16 protein-coding genes are annotated in these 16342 nt (G+C 60.3%); 7 read left to right on the plus strand and 9 right to left on the minus strand.

The window, feature by feature from the left end; genetic code table 11:
- Nucleotides 1-3 precede the first annotated feature (3 nt).
- The 5 genes from fghA to R3175_RS11140 all read right to left on the minus strand — a co-directional run bounded on the left by fghA (nucleotide 4) and on the right by R3175_RS11140 (nucleotide 3867).
- Complete coding sequence (gene fghA, locus R3175_RS11120) at nucleotides 4-864, minus strand: S-formylglutathione hydrolase (RefSeq protein WP_318944345.1); 861 nt, start codon at nucleotides 862-864, stop codon at nucleotides 4-6.
- 27 nt (nucleotides 865-891) lie between these two features.
- The gene (locus R3175_RS11125; protein ID WP_318944346.1) at nucleotides 892-2022 is read right to left on the minus strand and encodes an S-(hydroxymethyl)glutathione dehydrogenase/class III alcohol dehydrogenase; all 1131 of its coding nucleotides are present in this window, start codon (nucleotides 2020-2022) and stop codon (nucleotides 892-894) included.
- Nucleotides 2023-2144: 122 nt separating this feature from the next.
- Nucleotides 2145-2744 (minus strand): uracil-DNA glycosylase family protein, encoded by a 600-nt coding sequence (locus tag R3175_RS11130; RefSeq protein WP_318944347.1) that lies wholly within the window; start codon nucleotides 2742-2744, stop codon nucleotides 2145-2147.
- Nucleotides 2722-3309 carry a hypothetical protein gene (locus R3175_RS11135; protein ID WP_318944348.1) on the minus strand — a complete coding sequence of 196 codons (588 nt, stop codon included), beginning with the start codon at nucleotides 3307-3309 and terminating at the stop codon, nucleotides 2722-2724. Before R3175_RS11135 ends, R3175_RS11130 begins: the two co-directional genes overlap by 23 nt.
- 174 nt (nucleotides 3310-3483) lie before the next feature.
- Nucleotides 3484-3867 (minus strand): DUF6152 family protein, encoded by a 384-nt coding sequence (locus R3175_RS11140; RefSeq protein WP_318944349.1) that lies wholly within the window; start codon nucleotides 3865-3867, stop codon nucleotides 3484-3486.
- A gap of 246 nt (nucleotides 3868-4113) precedes the next feature.
- On the opposite strand from R3175_RS11140, the gene R3175_RS11145 reads away from it, so the two are divergent.
- Nucleotides 4114-5010, plus strand: coding sequence for an alpha/beta hydrolase (locus R3175_RS11145; RefSeq protein ID WP_318944350.1), 897 nt, complete (start codon nucleotides 4114-4116; stop codon nucleotides 5008-5010).
- A 186-nt stretch (nucleotides 5011-5196) separates the two neighbouring features.
- Nucleotides 5197-5928 (plus strand): hypothetical protein, encoded by a 732-nt coding sequence (locus tag R3175_RS11150; protein WP_318944351.1) that lies wholly within the window; start codon nucleotides 5197-5199, stop codon nucleotides 5926-5928.
- A 37-nt stretch (nucleotides 5929-5965) separates the two neighbouring features.
- Here R3175_RS11150 and R3175_RS11155 read toward each other — a convergent pair whose 3' ends face one another.
- Genes R3175_RS11155 through R3175_RS11170 form a run of 4 tightly spaced genes read right to left on the minus strand, consistent with a single transcriptional unit; the run spans nucleotide 5966 to nucleotide 11205 of the window.
- Nucleotides 5966-6337, minus strand: a complete 372-nt coding sequence (locus R3175_RS11155; protein ID WP_318944352.1) for an STAS domain-containing protein — start codon at nucleotides 6335-6337, stop codon at nucleotides 5966-5968.
- Nucleotides 6338-6754: an ATP-binding protein gene (locus R3175_RS11160; RefSeq protein WP_318944353.1), complete on the minus strand. Its 417-nt coding sequence runs from the start codon at nucleotides 6752-6754 to the stop codon at nucleotides 6338-6340.
- A gap of 13 nt (nucleotides 6755-6767) precedes the next feature.
- Nucleotides 6768-9059, minus strand: coding sequence for a GAF domain-containing SpoIIE family protein phosphatase (locus R3175_RS11165; protein WP_318944354.1), 2292 nt, complete (start codon nucleotides 9057-9059; stop codon nucleotides 6768-6770).
- Between the two features lie 52 nt (nucleotides 9060-9111).
- On the minus strand, nucleotides 9112-11205 hold the full coding sequence (locus tag R3175_RS11170) for a sensor domain-containing diguanylate cyclase (protein ID WP_318944355.1): 2094 nt from the start codon (nucleotides 11203-11205) through the stop codon (nucleotides 9112-9114).
- 489 nt (nucleotides 11206-11694) lie between these two features.
- Here R3175_RS11170 and dusA point away from each other — a divergent pair, with 489 nt between their 5' ends.
- The 5 genes from dusA to R3175_RS11195 all read left to right on the plus strand — a co-directional run bounded on the left by dusA (nucleotide 11695) and on the right by R3175_RS11195 (nucleotide 16283).
- A complete protein-coding gene (gene dusA / locus R3175_RS11175) occupies nucleotides 11695-12714 on the plus strand; it encodes a tRNA dihydrouridine(20/20a) synthase DusA (RefSeq protein WP_318944356.1) in 1020 nt (339 codons plus the stop codon).
- A 139-nt stretch (nucleotides 12715-12853) separates the two neighbouring features.
- Nucleotides 12854-13819: a transaldolase gene (gene tal / locus R3175_RS11180; protein ID WP_318944357.1), complete on the plus strand. Its 966-nt coding sequence runs from the start codon at nucleotides 12854-12856 to the stop codon at nucleotides 13817-13819.
- A 45-nt stretch (nucleotides 13820-13864) separates the two neighbouring features.
- Nucleotides 13865-14326 carry a TerB family tellurite resistance protein gene (locus tag R3175_RS11185; protein ID WP_318944358.1) on the plus strand — a complete coding sequence of 154 codons (462 nt, stop codon included), beginning with the start codon at nucleotides 13865-13867 and terminating at the stop codon, nucleotides 14324-14326.
- 10 nt (nucleotides 14327-14336) lie between these two features.
- Nucleotides 14337-15458, plus strand: coding sequence for a 3-deoxy-7-phosphoheptulonate synthase (locus tag R3175_RS11190; protein ID WP_318944359.1), 1122 nt, complete (start codon nucleotides 14337-14339; stop codon nucleotides 15456-15458).
- Between the two features lie 18 nt (nucleotides 15459-15476).
- The gene (locus tag R3175_RS11195) at nucleotides 15477-16283 is read left to right on the plus strand and encodes a glycerophosphodiester phosphodiesterase (RefSeq protein WP_318944360.1); all 807 of its coding nucleotides are present in this window, start codon (nucleotides 15477-15479) and stop codon (nucleotides 16281-16283) included.
- Nucleotides 16284-16342 lie beyond the last annotated feature (59 nt).

Genomic DNA, 16342 nt, shown 5'->3' on the forward strand with positions numbered 1-16342 from the left:
CCGTCACAACCCCAGATGGTCGGCATGAAACCGCAGATGGTCATCGATATAGCTGGCGATGAAATAATAGCTGTGGTCGTAACCTTCGTGGCGGCGCAGGGTCAGCGGAAAACGGCTTGCAGCCGCAGCCGATTCCAGGGTGTGGGGCCTGAGCTCCCGCTCCAAAAACTCATCCGCCAGCCCCTGGTCTACCAGCGTCGGCACCGGTTCCGCGGCGTCGGCCATCAGCAGGCTCGCGTCATACGACGCCCAGCCGCTACGGTCCTGGCCCAGATAGGCGCCGAAAGCCTTCCGCCCCCAGGGGCAGTTCACCGGGTTGCAGATGGGACTGAAGGCAGAGACCGAGGCATAGCGGTCGGGATTACGCAGGGCAATCACCAGGGCACCATGACCACCCATGGAGTGGCCGCTGATGGCACGGTGATGGCTCACCGGGAAGTGCGATTCGATCAGCGCTGGCAATTCATCCACTACATAGTCATACATCCGGTAATGCGCCCGCCAGGGCTCCTCGGTGGCGTTGACATAGAAGCCCGCCCCGAGGCCCAGGTCATAGGCCCCTTCCGGGTCGTCCGGCACCTCCTCACCCCGGGGGCTGGTGTCCGCTGCCACAATGGCCATACCCAGATCGGCAGCCAGGCGCTGGGCTCCCGCCTTCTGCATGAAGTTCTCATCCGTGCAGGTGAGCCCCGAGAGCCAATACAGCACCGGGACCTTCTCCCCCAGCATGGCGTCGGGAGGCAGGTACAGGGCAAACCGCATGGGGCAGTTCAGCACACTGGAAACATGCCGATACTGCTTGTGCCACCCTCCAAAGCTTTTACTCTCACTGATGCATTCCATGCCCGCTGCTGATTCGCTCATCATCGCCTCTCCGCTTGGCCCTATCCTTCACCGGTCGAAGTGAATCACACTTCGGATACTCTTGCCTTCATGCATCAGGTCAAAGGCCTGATTGATCTCCCCCAGCCCCATGGTGTGGGTGATGAAATCGTCCAGTCGGAACTCTCCCGCCAGGTAGCGTTCGACGTAGTCCGGCAGCTCGGTGCGGCCCTTAACGCCGCCAAAGGCGGTACCGCGCCACACCCGGCCTGTGACCAACTGGAACGGTCGGGTGGAAATCTCCTGCCCCGCCCCGGCCACACCAATGATCACCGACTCGCCCCACCCCTTGTGGCAGCACTCCAGCGCCGAGCGCATGACGTTGACGTTGCCGATGCATTCAAAGGAGTAGTCCACACCGCCGTCAGTCAACTCGACGATGACTTCCTGGATCGGCTTGTCGTGGTCCTTGGGGTTGATGCACTCGGTGGCGCCGAGTTTCCTGGCAAGTTCAAATTTGTCCTCATTGATATCAATACCGATGATACGGCTGGCCTTGGCCATGGTGGCGCCGATCACCGCCGACAATCCGATGCCGCCAAGACCGAAGATGGCAACGGTTGCCCCTTCCTCCACCTTGGCGGTGTTCATCACCGCGCCCATCCCGGTGGTTACGCCACAGCCCAGCAGGCAGACCTCCTTCAGGGGCGCCTCAGGGTTGACCTTGGCCAGGGAGATTTCCGGCAGCACCGTATACTCAGAGAAGGTGGAACACCCCATGTAGTGATAGATCGGCTGGCCATCCTTGTAGAACCGGGTGGTGCCGTCCGGCATCAGGCCCTTGCCCTGGGTTTCCCGGATTTTCTGGCACAGGTTGGTCTTGCCGGACAGGCAGAACTTGCACTCGCCACATTCCGGGGTGTAAAGCGGAATGACATGGTCCCCCGGTTTCACACTGGAGACACCCTCGCCCACCTGCTCCACGATGCCACCACCTTCATGCCCCAGGATGGCGGGAAAGTTTCCTTCCGGGTCCTCTCCGGACAGGGTAAAGGCATCGGTGTGACAGACCCCGCTAGCCTCGATTCGCACCAGGACTTCTCCCGCGCGGGGCAGCATCACGTCCACTTCTTCGATGGTCATGGGCTGATTGGGCGCCCAGGCAACGGCGGCCCTGGATTTGATGAACTGTTCAGACATGACATTCCCTCGCTTGGCATAAGGATGGATGGGTAACTTGTGTTAAGGGACACTCGAAGTGTAATAGATCCAGCGGATTCCGCTGGTTGCCACCCGAATCGCCGGGCGCGATTCATCGTCACTCAGGGCCCGAAACCAGTCAGCAGTTCTGACACCCGCTGGCGAATTGCCGGCACCACCTCGTCTTCGAACCAGGGGTTACGACGCAGCCACAGGTTGTTGCGGGGACTGGGGTGTGGCAGGGGCACCAGCTCCGGCCAGCAGTCGGACCAGTGGCGAACGGTCTCGGTCACTGACCGCCTCGGCCCGGGGATGTGGTAGGCCTGGGCGTACTGGCCGATGGCGAGGGTGAAACGGATATTGGGCAGCCTGGCCAGCAGCTCCTCCCGCCAGGCAGGCGCGCATTCGGGGCGCGGTGGCAGGTCGCCGGACTTGCCGGTACCGGGATAACAGAACCCCATGGGCAGAATCGCGAGCTGCTGCTCATCGTAGAAGGTGTCGCGGCTAACGCCCATCCAGTCCCGGAGTCGGTCGCCGCTGGGGTCGTTGAAGGGCAGCCCGGTTTCATGAACCCGCCGCCCAGGTGCCTGCCCCACCACCAGAATCCGGGCGCTCTCACTGGCCTGGACCACCGGCCGGGGTTCCAACGGCAACTCCGCAGCACAGAGGGTGCATTGCCGCACCCGCTTCAGCAGTTCGTCAAGCGATTCCGGCGGTGCCATGACCTACCCGCTCCGGCCCTTGGGCCCGTAGTTGCTCCAGGTGGTCGACCAACCGGAAGCACAGTTCAATGTATTGCATGGCCTCCGCCTTCCCCACCACAAACCCGGGGGCATGGGCCACCTTGTTGCGGAGCTGGCGCAGTTCGGCAAACAGCTTGCCCTTGCGGGTATTGATCAGGTTGTGTTCCACCAGTACCGTCTCGATGTCTTTGTATCGGGTTTCAGAGTCCAGATCCACCGGCAATCCGCGCTGCCGGATCACCGCCTCTGCGGCCTCGTCCACCGCGCCCCAGGCCTCCAACACCGAGGCATTGGGCAACTTGTCGGCACTCAAGAGGAGCAAACATTTCCGGTCGGCCTGCAGCTCCGGGAAGGCCGCTCTAGCCTTCAGGGAGGCCTCCTGCAGTTCCTGATGGAATTCCAGTTCCAACCCCTGAATCTTGAGCCGCTTCGCCAGTGGGATCAGTCGTCCCAGGGGCTTACGTATCAACAACAGGCCCAACAACAGGGCCAGGGGCCACCCCAACCTGTCCATGGCCTCGAGAGTGAATTGCATCCAGCTCACACACGACTTCCTTCTATGACTTGACCGCACAACCTTAGCAACAGATGGCGGCAATGACGAGGTTCGCTGGTGCCCCTGCCCCAAAGTCAGCGGTCTGAGAAATACTCGATTATTCGCCACAGCCAGCTCCGTGGTTTCAAGCGCCGCAAGCCCGTCCACGTACATGGTGGTCACTCACGACTCCCGATCCGGGTACAGCACATATTCCTTGCCATGTATCACCACCCGCTCCGCCTTCATGACCCGCTCGCCTTCCCGCGCTGAACGATGTCCGTGGACGGTGACCAGGGTCCCCTCCTGGAGGAGGTCATCGGAAAGCCCCGCCCGCATGTTCCGCCATGGCTGCCCCACCTCGATCAGCCAGCGCTCACCGACGGACTCTATCGTGACCTCGCCGTGGGGGTTGCCGAGGCGAACCCCGATAATGGTGCCAGTCAGCTGGAACTCTTCATCCATCGCCCAGCCCCAGCCGTGGTGGGCTGACGTTTGCAATGACAGGAACAGCCCGGTCACCAGGGAGGCGGCCAACAGGCTATGAAATGTCGGTCGTTCCACCATATGTCCCCCGTTCAACCATTCAGTCAGTGACCACCGCAACAACGGACCGCCAGCATTTCCCGGCCCGCGCCCATGCTGTAACCAGCAATAATTAAGGACAGGATCTGTCACGGAAAATTCCAGCCACGAGAGACCACCGGAAGTCCACTGACCACAACCGACGTACAGAAAATACGACCATTGACCATTTGCAACGACCGGGAATAGTCTACTTTTAGAAGCAATGCAATTTCCGATGGCTCGGTTATGATCAACTTGGAACAGTGGCGACAGGCAGGCAGCACCTTTGAGTTTCAGGGCATGCCCGTATTCACCCGTACCGGAGGGAACCCGAAAGGTCCAGCCGTGGTGCTGATCCACGGTTTCCCCACCTCCTCGTGGGATTGGAGCAAGATCTGGCCAAAGCTGGAGGCCCGGTTTTCACTCTATGCCGTGGACATGATCGGTTTCGGCGATTCGGCAAAGCCCAAGGACTTCACCTATCTCATTCAAGACCAGGCCACTCTGATCGAGACCTGGTTGCGGAAACAGCGGGTTGGCGAGTATCACATTCTGGCCCATGACTATGGCGATACCGTCGCGCAGGAGCTGATTGCACGGGATCTGGAACGGCGCACCGGTGAGCGGGAGGACGATTCATCGCTGAGGATCATGAGCGCCTGCCTGCTCAACGGCGGCATTTTCCCGGAAAGCCATCAACCGCTGCTACTGCAGAAACTGCTGTTATCGCCGGTGGGTTTTCTGATTGCCCGTCTGACCAGCAAACGCAAGCTTGCCGATAGCTTGGCCAACATTTTCGGCCCGGACACCCCGCCAAGTGACGAAGAAGTGGAGGTATTCTGGGAGCTAATCACACGCAACGACGGTGTCGGCGTGATGCACAAGCTGATTCATTACATGCCGCAGCGTCAGAAGTTCCGCGAACGCTGGGTAGGGGCGCTGCTGGATACCGAGGTTCCGGTCAAGCTCATCAACGGCCCCCTCGACCCAATCTCCGGCGAACATATGGCTGAACGTTACCGGCAACTGATCCTGGACCCCGACGTCACCCTGTTGCCGGGCATCGGTCATTACCCGCAGGTTGAGGCGCCGGATCTGGTGACCCGGCACTACCTTGAATTCCATAACAGCCTTGGCCGGTAGTACAGGCCCGGCTGCGGATCAGGCCTCCTCAGGGCCGGGATCCTTGACAAGGCTCAACGACGTCGCCTGCCGGCCCCGTGACCACACGAAGAACTGTCGATTGGGTCACAGGCAGCTGGGACGGCCCTGGGGGACAATGGGCTGCGGTTTCAATCGATTTGTCTTATGCACAACAGGAGGTTAGCTATGACAACCCGCATCGCAGCAACGCTCGTATTTACCCTTGTTTCGTCACTCGCCACCCCGCTGTTGGCCCAGGACGCCCAACAGCAGACCGTTCGCGAACCCACACGGGGATTCCTGCTGGAGCACGGCTACCTGTCCGGCTCGGGCAACGCGTCCGTCGATCTGTTCACGGGAACCGGCGACTTGAATACCGGCGGTGGAATACGGCTGGGGGTGCCCGGGGCCGAGATCATCTTCAACGCCGACCTGAGCGACAGCTCAACCAACGAGGCCATCCTCAAATACGGCCTGCCGGACCTCTCCGTTGGCGAAGCCGGCACGCTCAACTGGTCCGCCTTGGCGGGTATCGCCCACATTGACTCCGAGGACGAGAACGGCAATACCGGCCAGGACTATACCAATGTGCTGTTTGGCGCCGCCGCCACCATGGACATTGAGCCCCTGCGCGTCACCGGCCAGCCCCAGATCATCGTTGCCGACGACGACCGCGACGACACCTTCTTCGAGTTGGGGCTCGGAGCCGAGTTCACCCTGGCAGATACCGAGGTAGGCCGTTTCAGCCCCATGGTGGAGGCGGTGATCACCACCGAGGACGATACCGACAATACGGTGGTTGTCGGAGTTCGCTGGATCTACAACAATCGCCTGACGCTGGACCTGGTGCCCCTGTACTACGCCGACGATGAATTCATCAGCTTGCCCGGGGCCATCCGGTTAAACGCCGCTTTCTGAGTGGACCGAGCCTGGCCCCCTGGACCTCAGGGGGGGGTCAGGCGTCGCGATACCGTTCCTGGATCGCGGCCAGGTACTCATCCATTTCGCCCTCATCGGAGAACACTGTCAGGTCCGGCATCACCTTGACGATCTCGAAAACCTTACGGATGCTGGGTGACATTCCGGAAACACTCAGCTTGCCGCCCTGTCGCTTCAATGTTTTGATGTTCTTGAAGATAATGCGGAGTCCTGCAGAGCTGATGAAGGCCAAGTCGCTCATATCAATGGCCAGGGCGCGGGTCTCTTCGCTGACTCGATGCGCCAGCTCCCGCTCCAGATCGGGCGCGGTCTGGCTGTCCAGCGAGCCAGACAGAAGCACTTTCACGGTCTGTTTATCCGCCTTGGTAACAGAAATTTCGAGTGGCATTTAATTCCCTCTGGTGAGATGAATCTTGATGTCGAGACAGTTGTGACCCTCGCAATAACGGTAATCCAGGCCGTCTGACAGCTCCTTGATTAACAGAATCCCCAATCCACCTACCGGGCGGTCGTCAATGCCGCGTTCCCCGATGGTGGCATCATGACTGGTGGGATCGAAGCGGGCTCCGTCGTCCTGGAATCGCAGGACCAGATCATCGGCTTCGCGAAGCACCTCCAACGAGCAAACCTGCAAGGCGGATGGTCCGCGACCGTGACAGTTCAGGTTGGCCACGTACTCGTCGACAATCACTTTGCAGTCGTGGACCAGCGACGACGCCACCCCGAGCTCCTGAAGGCGGCCACTCAACCAGGCCAACACCCCGTCCAGGCTTTGCTGGACATCCACCTCAATTCGACTGCTCATGCTTGTGGGCCCTTCATTGCCGCTTGCTTACCACCATAATAGTCAGATCATCAGATTGAGGCGATGCTCCGGCATAGGCCCGCACCATGGTATCGATGCTCTCCACCAGGTTGCCCTGCTGGCCGACCAGAAGACGAGCCAGTTCTGCCAGTCGATCCTCACCAAACACTTCCCCAGCGGCATTCAGGGCTTCGGTCACGCCGTCGCTGTACAGCACCAGGCTGGACTCGGCCGGCAGCGACATGCGGTGAGACGGGAACTCCGCCTCTTCATAAAGCCCCACTGGTGGACCGTGCTCTTCCGCCAGAAAGGCAGGGGATATGCCCTGTCGCACCACCAGCGGCGCACAATGTCCGGCACTGCAATATTCCATTTGGCCGGTACGGGTATCCAATACCACCCCAATCAGGGTGGCAAACATACAATTGTCGTTACCGACCACCAATTCATCGTTCAACCGGGCCATGATCGAGGACAGGTCCAGCAATTCCCTGGTCAGGAAGTTGAGAATCGTCACCACCTTTGACATGAACAGCGCCGCCGGCACTCCCTTGTCGGACACATCGCCGACCGCGACCAGGACCCGACCGTCAGGAAGGGTGATATCGCTGAAGAAATCACCGCCCACGGCTCTGGCCGGTCGAAGCCGCGCACGGATATCCCAGCCCTGGTTAATCCGCCCGTATTGGCCGCCCCCCGGGATCATGGCGGCCTGGATTTCCTTGGCAATGTTCAGCTCGCCCTCGAGCTTCTCCCTCTCCGAACGATCCTTTGCGGCTTTTTCAGAGAGCGCTTCCATCAGCCAGATCTTGCCCAGCGCATTGGCCAGCATATCCGAGATGATTTCCAGATAGCTCTCCAGTTCCACCGGTAATCGCTCGGTCCCCAGGGACACCACCAGCAAACCGTCCAGGGTGCTCCGATCCGGCGATATCGCCATAATAAACAGGGGCCATTCCAGGTTATCCAGGCACAGACTCTGGTAGTGCTCACTTTGCCCCGGCTGCAGGTAGGCTTTGCCAGCAGCCCCCAGGACCGCCTGCAGGTCCGCTACCGGAATGTCATCGGTGAACGCGGGAAAATCCTGCGATTCACACAGTAGCCGAAGTACGCCCGAGTCGGACTGCCGGGAGGACCACAGCGCCATGCTGGGCACGTCCAGGTAACCACACATCTTGATCAGAATCGCCTTCAGCTCCTCAGCGTAGGCTTCGTTCGAAAGCTCGTGAATGCTGGCACCCACCTCCCGGATAAAAGTCTCGCTACTTAGAATCCTGGCCAGCCGCGCCTGCTGATTGGCGCGCTCAGCCGCCAGGCTGCACAGGTGGAGCACGGGCCCCAATTGCTCCACATGCTCTTCGGTCAGATCCGCGGGGCTGTTGAAAAACAGATTGACGACACCACACACAGCGCCTGTGGAATCGACGAACGGCAGTGACCACACCGCCATGACGCCCAGCTTCTGCAGCCCTTCCCGATGAAGGTGCCAGGAAGGATCTGCCAGCAAATCCTGACTGACGACTTGCCTATTGGTATAGGCCGCAGTACCGGCACTCGTTGCACCATACTGGCAAGGTGTCTCCCCAACGAGTTGACGATAATCGGCAGTAAAACGCCCCTGCCCTACACAGGATAACGTCCGCTGTTGGCGATTGAGCACCAACACGCAGCACTGGCTTCCGGCCACTTTGCTTTCTGCCAGTTCGGCAATCTGGTCGAGCACGTCCGCCAGCGGCCGATCCACCACCAGGGCGTTCAGCACACGCTGTTTGTTGAGCATTTCCGTCCTGGCTTCAACAAAGGGTGAAATATCCTTGGCGGTGACCAGCAAGGCACTTTCCTGCTGAAATCGGATTCGACGAGCCGACGCCTCCAGATGCGCATGCCCGCCACCCGCAACGGGTAAAAGCCACTCCCGGATCTGATCGCTCTGCCCCGACGCCCTGAGCAGCCATTGCCGGAAACTGTCCCGGCCATGGGGTTCACTCGACCAGACAGCATCATCATCGAACCACAGGAAGTTCAGGGCTTGGGCGTCAGCCACCTGGAATAACGTCAGGGCGGCCCGATTGGCATACTGGATGCTCCCTCCACTGGCCTCGAAGATCAGCGCCACCCAGGACACATCGTCAAGCAGGCCCTCGTTTTCGGCCGTCTCCAGTTTTAGATCACGGGCCAATCGTTCGTTTTGAACACCCAGGGACGCGCAGGCCTGCCGATATCGGTGCACCCTGACCTGTTGCACCAACAGAAGCAGGCATAAACACCCCATCAGGGTTGCAACACTCACTACATACAACGACATAGGCCTTTCCGAATAATGGTGTGGCGCAGGGGAGAAATTCGATGATACCGGCTCAACTCAGAGAAACGGCGGAGTCATCTCCATCCGCCATGATGCTGCCACGACCGCGGCGCTTGGCTTTCAACATGAACTGTTCGGCTCGGGCCTGTAGGCACTGGCCGGATTCACCCTCGCCGTTGCCCACCACTCCGGCGCTCACGGTGAGCCCTGAAACGGCCCCGACCTCCAGTTGCCCAACCTTGGCCCTCAACGCCTTCGCCACCTTCCGTGCACCGGGTACGGCGGTTTCCAGCAACAGCACCATATACCGGTCACCCGCCAGGCGGCCCACCACATCGGATGAGCGCACAGACGCCGCCAACAGACCGGCCACTGAGGAGATAACCTGATCGCCGGTATCATAACCGTATTGATCATTGATCTGGCCCAGGCCATCGATGTCCAACAGGATCACCGAAAATTTAGTCCGGTACCGTTTGGCCCGGACGGCTTCATAGGACAGCACCTCAAACATCTTCTGCCGGTTGAACAATCCGGTTAACGAATCCTTCTGCAGCTGATCGGCATCGCCCTCCACCAATCGGTTGCGACTCAGCAGGTCACGAAACAGGGGAATCAGGCCATCCACGACCCGCAGTGTATGGAGCTTGGCTGCAGCCCCCTCCATTACGGTGACGAAGCCTTCGAGACGGTGACCGGACTGAAGCGGAAACAGAATGATGGACTCTACCCCCAAGGCGTCATGGCGACTCAGGCTGTTCAGCAGATGACGGAACGTGGACTGCTCCCGGCTGAATCGATAACAGTTCTCCCGTAGCTCGGATGGCGCTGAACGCTTCAGCCGTTCCCTGAGCGCATTTTCCAGCCAGCTATTCAGCCGATGTTCGGGAATCGAACGATGGTGCGCGTTGTCGCCCTGCAGGTTGACTGAACGATAGCGGTTGGTGTCGTTGTCCAGTATCCACAGATCCAGCTCCGAGGTCCCCAGCGACAGATGTCTGCCAATCCGCTCCAGGGCCGAGGGCAGCACGGCCATCAACCGGGACAACTCGGTGAACCGTAACTCGTCGGAAAGCTCCCGGATGAACGCTTCGTCCGCCTCCGATTGACGCATTAGGCTGACCGCACGGGCATTCTCAATGGCCAACTGTGAAAGTGCCCTGAGCTGGTCCAGTGTGTCCGTCAGGCCAGCCTGCAAAGCGACCGGATCGGGCAACATCAGATCAAGAAGCCCCAGGACCTGACCCTTGCAGCCTACGATGGGATCAGACACCCACGCCTGGAAGCCATCGGACTGTAACCGGTTTTTCAGCGCCCGGGCGATGCGTTCATCGGTCTGGACCTGCTCGCACACCACCCGCCGCTGGCTGGCCAGGGCCACTTGGGAAATGCCGTGGGATTCGCCCGCCGACTCGAGATCCACCACGAGACCGTGATCGCCGCTACAGGTGCGGGAGGCCTTGCCGTCATCGTCCAGAAGGTGAACCACGCAATGGGCGCCGTGGATGAAGGTTGCCGCGTAACGGCAGATCTCCCGGAGCGTCAGCTCCAGAGGGTCACGATTGGCAATGCCGTCAATGATCTTGCGATAGAAGGCGTTTTTCTGCTCAGCGGCTTCCTGCCGGCTGCAATCGTCCAGAACACAGCACACCGGCGCGCCCGGCATTACGTTCAGGTAGCCGATACTGATGGCAAACCAATGGGGCTGACCGTGGATTCGCAGCTGACGCATCGACGAGGTCACCGGCGAGTTGGAATCCTGGCCGCGCTGCAGGTAGTCGCTGATCAAGGCATCAAAACCAGTATCAAGATCCCCCGTCCCGGAGGTTAACCGGCACTGGGCTATGTTTTCCTGAAGGTTTCCAGCACCGAAATAGCCCGTTGCGGCCTTATTGGCGAACGTAACGTCGTGACTGTCGCGGTCAAAAAGTAGAACAAGAAACGGCGTCTCATCGAGCACACTGAGCAAATCGGTCTGTGCCTGGTTCAGGTTTCGTTTGAGCGTGGCGGCCTCGTGGAGCGCCTCCATGGCCTTGCGCTGGGATCGTCTGACACCTGTCGAGAGGCACCACCAGGTAAGCCCAGCAACCAGCACGGCCATTCCGATACCGGTAAGGATGAGCAACAACGCATTGACTTCAACCATGAGCGCAAACGTTCCATTACCTGCCTATTCAGGCTCACGCTTCCGTAGACAGAAAGCCTATGAGCCTCGAGGATGCCGTGCTTGCTGACTGATAGCAGGGTACGGCTTGCATGCCTTGGGTGACTGCTTCAACGAGCAGGGTTGGCCAAGCCGAAACCCCGAAGAAGGAGCAATTACCAGCCATAACCGGGATGTTCTCAGGACTTTCTGTGATTTTCGTCACACTTTATTACACTTTTTCGCGAACAAATACAGAATTCACCTGATTTAACGCATTTTTACACTCATTAGAAGCATCACATATCTCCACAGGTGGTGTCGCAAACCTCTGGCCCGCCCCAAAACCCTTGCAGTGGAGCAGTAACCCCGGACCGGTCTATACGGCATGGCCTCACGCACAGTTCTCCGGGCCATTGCGACATCCCGCACCGGCCTGCGGTACAATGACGCCGGATCACCCCAACTCGTATCTGCCCAAGAAGCGTCTGAATGTCTCAAACTGATACACCCCAGCCCAAGGCCGGTATTTCCCGCCGCTTCAGTGTGGCCCCCATGATGGATTGGACCACCACCCATTACCGCTATCTGGCCCGGTGCCTGAGTCGGCGCGCCCTGCTTTACACCGAGATGGTGACCACCGGCGCACTGATTCACGGCGACACCGCCCGGTTCCTGCGCCACGATCCCACCGAGTATCCCCTCGCCCTGCAGCTGGGCGGCAGTGAGCCCGGCGAACTGGCGCACTGTGCCCGCTTGGCGGAGCAGTACGGGTTTGACGAAGTGAACCTGAACGTGGGATGCCCAAGCGACCGGGTCCAGAACAACATGATCGGCGCCTGCCTGATGGGCTATCCCCAGAAGGTGGCGGAGGGTGTTCGCGCCATGCAGGCGGCTACCAACCTGCCGGTGACCGTCAAGCATCGCATCGGGATCGATGGCCGGGAGTCGTGGGAGGACTTATGCAGCTTTATCGAGACCGTGGCCGAGGCCGGCTGCCGCACCTTCATCGTACACGCCCGCATCGCCATCCTGAACGGGTTGAGCCCGAAGGAGAACCGGGAAATTCCGCCCCTCAAGTATGACTGGGTTTACCGGCTCAAGGCGCGCTACCCGAACCTGGAAATCATCATCAACGGCGGCATTCGCACCATTGACGAATGCCATGAGCACCTGGCCCACACCGACGGCGTGATGCTCGGCCGGGAGGCGTACCACAACCCCTGGCTCCTGGCGCAGGTGGATGCGGAATTCTTCGGCGCGGAGGCACCGGTCAACAGCCGCCACCAGGCACTGAGAGCCATGCTGCCCTTCATCGAAAGCGAATTGTCCCGCGGTGTTTACCTCGGGCACATCTCCCGGCACCTGCTGGGCCTGTTCCATGGCTGCCCCGGCGGCCGTCAATTCCGTCGTCACCTCAGTGAGAATGCCCACAAGCCGGGAGCCGGGCTGGAAGTCATCGAACAGGCCATGGCGCGGGTGCCGGAGCAATCGCTGGCAGTGGCGGAGTGACCACGCAGTAGCCGAAGCTCCGTCTTGTCCCTGTCATCCGAGGCGGTTATTGTAGAGTTATCACGGTCCGTCAATCAGGCCCGATGGATCGGCCTGAGACAGACCAAGACCATAACAACGGATCAGGATGACAGGATTCATGACCAGCAAGCTCGACCAGCTCAAGACCATGACCACCGTGGTGGCCGATACCGGCGACCTGGAAGCCATTGCGCAATGGCGGCCACAGGACGCCACCACCAACCCCTCACTGCTGCTCAAGGCCGCGGCTTCAGAGGGTTATCGGCCGATGCTGGATGCCGCCGTCGACGACGCCCGCCGCCTGGGTGGCAGCGACGCCGAGCAGTTGAACTTCGCCACCGACATGCTCGCGGTACGGGCAGGCGAGCAGATCCTCGGCCTGATTCCCGGCGTGGTCTCCACGGAAGTGGACGCCCGCCTGTCCTTCGATACCGATGCCACCCTGGCGCGGGCCCGTCGCCTGATCGAGCTCTACGATCAGCGGGGCATTGACACCAGCCGGGTGCTGATCAAGATTGCCTCTACCTGGGAAGGAATCCGGGCCGCGGAGCAACTGGAAAAAGAGGGTATCCACTGCAACCTGACGTTGCTGTTTTCCTTCGCCCAGGCCGCCGCCTGTGCGGACGCCGGTGCCTACCTGATCTCGCCGTTCGTTGGCCGTATCCTGGACTGGCATCTGGCCAACGGCGATCGGGACGCCTTTGCCCCGTCGGAGGATCCCGGGGTGCTGTCCGTCACTCGCATCTACAACTACTACAAGACACACAACTACAACACCGTGGTGATGGGGGCCAGCTTCCGCAATACCGGCGAGATAGAAATGTTGGCCGGCTGCGACCGGCTGACCATCAGCCCCGCATTACTGCAGGAACTGGAAGACGACACCAGCGAACTGCCGCGCCAGCTGTCCGCCGATAGCGCACGGAGTGCCGATCGGCCGGTGGCCATGAGCGAATCCATGTTCCGCTGGGAGTCCAATGAGGATGCCATGGCAACAGAAAAGCTGGCGGACGGCATTCGCCGCTTTGCCGCCGACCAGATTGAACTGGAGAACCGGGTTCGCCGCCTGGCTTCGGCAGCCTGAGTCCGAGCGATGCGCGATCCCATCACACCGGGTGGGTAACCTGCAATGATCGACAAGCTGAAGCAGTTATTCGCAGTACAGCCGGCCACTGAGAAGCAAGGGCCCGGCCAACACCCATTGGCTGTGGCGGCCATGGCGCTGATGGTGCAGGTGGCCCGAGTTGATCGTCAGCAGGACGACCGTGAGCTTCAGGCCATGCTCGACAGTGCGGTGCGAGCCCATGAAATCAGCCCGGACGAAGCTCGGGACATCCTGGATGATGCCTTGTTGCATGCGGACGATGCCACCTCGTTGTACGAATTCACGGGCCTGATCAACGCTCACCTCGATCAGGAGGCCAAGAAACTGCTCCTGCAGCACATCTGGCAGGTGGCCTTCGCGGATGGGCATATCGACCGCTTCGAGGAGCACCTCATTCGCCGGATTGCCGAGTTGCTCCACCTGAACCACCGCGAGTATATCCAGGCAAAACACAACGCAGAGCGGGCTCACACTGCCCACGGATAAGGAGGCCCCCATGCTGGCCATTCTGCACCCGGATACCCGGCTCGATAGCGAGGAATACCGTCAGACCCTGCACTTTCTGGAGAACCTGCCCGGTGTGTCGGTTCGGGTTCATGAGGTTCAGGGCGCCAAACAGCGCCTGACCGAAATCTACCTGCTCGGCGACACCAAGTCCCTCAACCAGGATGAGATCATCGCTCTGCCCGCTGTCGAAAGAGTCATCCGAATATCCGACGAGTACCGCATACTGGGCCGCCACCGGGACGATCGTCGCCTCAGCGGCTTTACCTACAACGGCGTTACCTTTGACCAGGATGGCCTGAACGTGTTCGCCGGCTTATGCGCCGTGGACGTCCCGGAACACGTGGAGATCATGATGCAGGCGCTGGCGGAACAGGGCCAAAGCTGCACCCGCATGGGTGCCTACAAGCCTCGCACCAATCCTTATTCGTTCCAGGGACACGGCCGAGGTTGCCTGCCCTGGGTGTTCGAAAAAGCCGGCAAGCACGGCATCAGGGTGATTGCCATGGAAATCACCCATGAGAGCCACATCGAAGAAATCGACACCTGCCTGGAGAAACTCGGCCGCCCCACCGGCGTCATGCTTCAGGTCGGCACACGAAACACCCAGAACTTTGAACTGCTCAAGGCCATCGGCCGCCAGAGCACCTACCCGGTGCTGCTCAAGCGGGGCTTCGGCATCACCCTGGACGAATCCCTCAATGCCGCCGAGTACCTGGCCAGCGAAGGCAACGCCAATGTGATTTTCTGCCTGCGCGGCATGAAAACCGAAGCCGGTAACCCACATCGAAACATGGTGGATTTTGCCCACGTACCGGTGGTAAAAAGGCTCACCCGGATGCCGGTGTGCATCGACCCGTCCCACTCGGTCGGGAGCCGGGAGCATGCTCCGGACGGCATTCTCGACGTGATGCACGCAACCGCCCAGGGTGTCATTGCCGGCGCCAACATGGTGCTGGTGGACTTCCATCCACGGCCCGAGAAGGCCCTGGTCGATGGTCCCCAAGCACTGTTGATGGAAGAACTGCCGGCATACCTGGAAGATGTCCGCCTGTGCCACGAGACCTGGAAGAAGCGTCAGGCCCTGTACCGCAACCGTCAAACCAATGGATAAGGTGGAAAGAACCGCAATATGATCATCTACGGCCATCGAGGCGCCAAAGGCGAAGCTCCAGAAAACACCCTCGCCGGGTTCAAGCATGCGTACCGGCACGGCATTCGTCGCTTCGAGTTTGACCTGGCTTTGTCCCGGGACGGCCTACCGGTGGTGATTCACGATCTAACCCTGGAACGGACCACCGGACAAACCGGCAAGGTTATCGAACACACCGCGCAAGCGCTGAGACGCCTCGATGCGCGCCAGAATGCGGCTAAGTGGCCCACCCCCACCGGCATTCCCTCCCTGGATGACGTGTTGTCCGCCATTCCCGACTTCGAGCACCTGCAACTCGAGGTCAAGAGCGACAAGCGGTCTCACCTCAACGTGCTGGCCAACCGCCTCACCGAGCTCGTGCAGCGACGGGACCTCTACCAGCGCATTGTCATTACCTCCGCGGATTCCTGGTTCCTGCAGGAAGTACACCGCCGGGACCGGCGCGTGCAGATTGGCGTGGTCGTCGACCGCCGGTTCCCCAAAGCCACCACGGTAGCCCGGCGCCTGAATTGCAACTACCTGATCCTGAACTGGAAACTGTGCAGCAAGGCGTTGGTGGAGGACGCCCATCGGCACGATCTCCACGTCTCCACCTGGACGGTCAACCGTATTCACGACATGCTGGAGCTGGAATCCCAAGGTGTGGACAGCATCATCACGGATTATCCGACCAGCACCAAGATTTATTTCGACAATCGCACCGGTGCCTTACCGCACCTGACACCGAAGTCATCCCCGATTGACGATAAAAACGCCGAGCTGTCGTCCCTGTCGGTTAGCGAGTAACCGCGGGCGTGGACTCTTTCGGCCGCCGCCCCGCGGCCGAAGCCACGGGGGCGGTTTGT

Origin of the sequence: Marinobacter sp. (assembly GCF_033722735.1) — a bacterium.
Taxonomy (GTDB): Bacteria; Pseudomonadota; Gammaproteobacteria; order Pseudomonadales; family Oleiphilaceae; genus Marinobacter.

Bases quoted from the DNA above. Each gene is read 5' to 3' on its own strand.
- R3175_RS11155 (WP_318944352.1), bottom strand. From the start codon at position 6,337: ATGCCACTCGAAATTTCTGTTACCAAGGCGGATAAACAGACCGTGAAA.
- R3175_RS11130 (WP_318944347.1), bottom strand. From the start codon at position 2,744: ATGGCACCGCCGGAATCGCTTGACGAACTGCTGAAGCGGGTGCGGCAA.
- tal (WP_318944357.1), top strand. From the start codon at position 12,854: ATGACCAGCAAGCTCGACCAGCTCAAGACCATGACCACCGTGGTGGCC.
- R3175_RS11160 (WP_318944353.1), bottom strand. From the start codon at position 6,754: ATGAGCAGTCGAATTGAGGTGGATGTCCAGCAAAGCCTGGACGGGGTG.
- R3175_RS11140 (WP_318944349.1), bottom strand. From the start codon at position 3,867: ATGGTGGAACGACCGACATTTCATAGCCTGTTGGCCGCCTCCCTGGTG.
- R3175_RS11170 (WP_318944355.1), bottom strand. From the start codon at position 11,205: ATGGTTGAAGTCAATGCGTTGTTGCTCATCCTTACCGGTATCGGAATG.
- R3175_RS11145 (WP_318944350.1), top strand. From the start codon at position 4,114: ATGATCAACTTGGAACAGTGGCGACAGGCAGGCAGCACCTTTGAGTTT.
- fghA (WP_318944345.1), bottom strand. From the start codon at position 864: ATGAGCGAATCAGCAGCGGGCATGGAATGCATCAGTGAGAGTAAAAGC.
- R3175_RS11195 (WP_318944360.1), top strand. From the start codon at position 15,477: ATGATCATCTACGGCCATCGAGGCGCCAAAGGCGAAGCTCCAGAAAAC.
- R3175_RS11125 (WP_318944346.1), bottom strand. From the start codon at position 2,022: ATGTCTGAACAGTTCATCAAATCCAGGGCCGCCGTTGCCTGGGCGCCC.
- R3175_RS11190 (WP_318944359.1), top strand. From the start codon at position 14,337: ATGCTGGCCATTCTGCACCCGGATACCCGGCTCGATAGCGAGGAATAC.
- R3175_RS11185 (WP_318944358.1), top strand. From the start codon at position 13,865: ATGATCGACAAGCTGAAGCAGTTATTCGCAGTACAGCCGGCCACTGAG.
- R3175_RS11165 (WP_318944354.1), bottom strand. From the start codon at position 9,059: ATGTCGTTGTATGTAGTGAGTGTTGCAACCCTGATGGGGTGTTTATGC.
- R3175_RS11150 (WP_318944351.1), top strand. From the start codon at position 5,197: ATGACAACCCGCATCGCAGCAACGCTCGTATTTACCCTTGTTTCGTCA.
- dusA (WP_318944356.1), top strand. From the start codon at position 11,695: ATGTCTCAAACTGATACACCCCAGCCCAAGGCCGGTATTTCCCGCCGC.